At 66.5% G+C, this 1,967-nt stretch carries 1 protein-coding gene and 2 pseudogenes; 2 read left to right on the forward strand and 1 reads right to left on the reverse strand.

The window, feature by feature from the left end:
* A pseudogene (locus JCM19049_RS12800) lies at window positions 1-449 on the reverse strand (FUSC family protein); the annotation flags it as partial.
* 171 nt (window positions 450-620) lie between these two features.
* Here JCM19049_RS12800 and JCM19049_RS20845 point away from each other — a divergent pair.
* Both JCM19049_RS20845 and JCM19049_RS12805 read left to right on the forward strand, forming a co-directional pair.
* The gene (locus JCM19049_RS20845) at window positions 621-974 is read left to right on the forward strand and encodes a hypothetical protein (RefSeq protein WP_279403166.1); all 354 of its coding nucleotides are present in this window, start codon (window positions 621-623) and stop codon (window positions 972-974) included.
* Window positions 914-1,908, forward strand: a pseudogene (locus tag JCM19049_RS12805) (tRNA guanosine transglycosylase). The gene JCM19049_RS20845 and the pseudogene JCM19049_RS12805 overlap by 61 nt, the downstream one beginning before the upstream one ends.
* The last annotated feature ends 59 nt before the right edge of the window (window positions 1,909-1,967 follow it).

Consider the following 1,967-nt stretch of genomic DNA (forward strand, 5'->3'; position numbering starts at 1 on the left):
CTGCGGGATGGAGGCAATCGCGGCAAACGCGAAGATGTGGAACAGGAACCGGCCGGACGCAACCGCAGCAGCCCGGCGAGCACCGAGCAGATCCCGGCCACCAGCGTGGTCGCCCCCACGATCTGCCAGGACTTCAGTTCCGGGTCATCATGGGCCACCCACCAGGTGGACGCCGCCAGCGCCAGGGTGATGACCGCGAAGAACAGCAGCCCCGAGCGCACCTGCATGCGCAGCCGGTTCCAGTACCCGTCCACCCGGCCGTAGACGCCGGTGAACGCGCCGAAGACCACGAACACCATCAGATCCAGCCGGTCCACGAGCATCAGCACCAGCAGCGGCAGGAAGATTCCCAGCGCGGTGCGCAACCCGATCCAGTGGTCATTGCGGGCAGGGCCCAGCGTCACCAGCGACTTCAATGCTCCACGCAGTCCCGGCTGCTCCAAACCCACGCTGCCTCCCTTGCCCAACGACACCACCTGTGCCCACGGCCCCACCGCTTTCCGGCGGCCCGCGGCCTTCCGCTGTCCATTCTTGTCCGCTGCACCGCGCATTGCCTAGTTTGTTCCACGCCGCCACCTGTCGTTTTCCTCACGGGTGCGCGCATGCGGCACACTAGATAGGTGCCAGAAACAACTTTTGATCCCGCCGCCTTCCACCCCCAGCAAGCCGAGTTCTCCTTCCAGGTCGGCACCCGGCTGACGGACGGCGAGGGCAACACCCTGCCCGGGCGCACCGGAACCATCACCACCCCGCACGCAGATCAAGACCCCCGCGTTCATCGCGGTGGGCACCAAGGCCACGGTCAAGGCACTAACCCGGCGCAGGTCCAGGAGCTGGGCGCCCAGGCGGTGCTGGCCAACGCTACCACCTGTACCTGCAGCCCGGGGCGGACATCCTGGACGCCGCCGGCGGACTGGGCTCGTTCATGGGCTGGCAGGGCCCGACCTTCACCGACTCCGGGGGCTTCCAGGTGATGAGCCTGGGGTCGGGGTTCAAGAAGGTCATCGACATGAAGTCGGTGGACCAGTCCGGCCCGGATGATGCGGTCGCCCCCGGCAAGGAACGCATGGCCAACGTGGACGAGGACGGGGTCTGGTTCAAATCCCACCTGGACGGGACCATGCACCGCTTCTCCCCGGAAATCTCCATGGGCGTGCAGCACCAGATCGGGGCGGACATCATGTTCGCCTTTGACGAGCTGACCACCTTGCAGAACTCGCGCGGCTACCAGGTCGAGTCGCTGGAGCGCACCCGGCGCTGGGCCGAACGCTGCATCGCCGAACATTTCCGGCTCACCGACGAGCGCAGCACCAAGCCCTACCAGGCCCTGTTCGGGGTCATCCAGGCGCCCAGTACGAAGACCTGCGCCGCAAGGCCTGCCGGGACCTGGGGGCACTGGCCTTTGACGGGTTCGGCATCGGCGGGGCCCTGGAGAAGGAAAACCTGGGCACCATCGTGGGATGGTGCGCGCAGGAACTGCCCGAGGACAAGCCGCGGCACCTGCTGGGAATCTCCGAACCGGATGACATCTTCACCGCCATCGAAAACGGGGCCGACACCTTCGACTGCGTTTCCCCCACCCGTGTGGCGCGCAACTCGGCGTTCTACACGCCGCACGGCCGCTTCAACCTCTCCGGGGCCCGCTACAAGCGCGACTTCACCCCGCTGGTCGACGGCTGCACCTGCTACGCCTGCCAGCACTTCACCCGGGCCTACATCCACCACCTGTACAAGGCCAAGGAGCTGCTCAGCCACACGCTGATCTCGATCCACAATGAGCACTTCACCGTGAACCTGGTTGAATCCGCCCGCCAGGCGATCGAGCAGGGCACGTTCTTCGAGTTCAAGGACGAGGTCATGGCCAAGTACTACGCCGGCAAACCCGACCCGCAGGGCCAGCCGGCCTAACGGCCTAACGGCCGGAGGAAGCTCAGGCTGCCTTCTCGCGCAGCGCCGCCAGGGCGCTT

The organism is Arthrobacter sp. JCM 19049 (genome assembly GCF_001310435.1).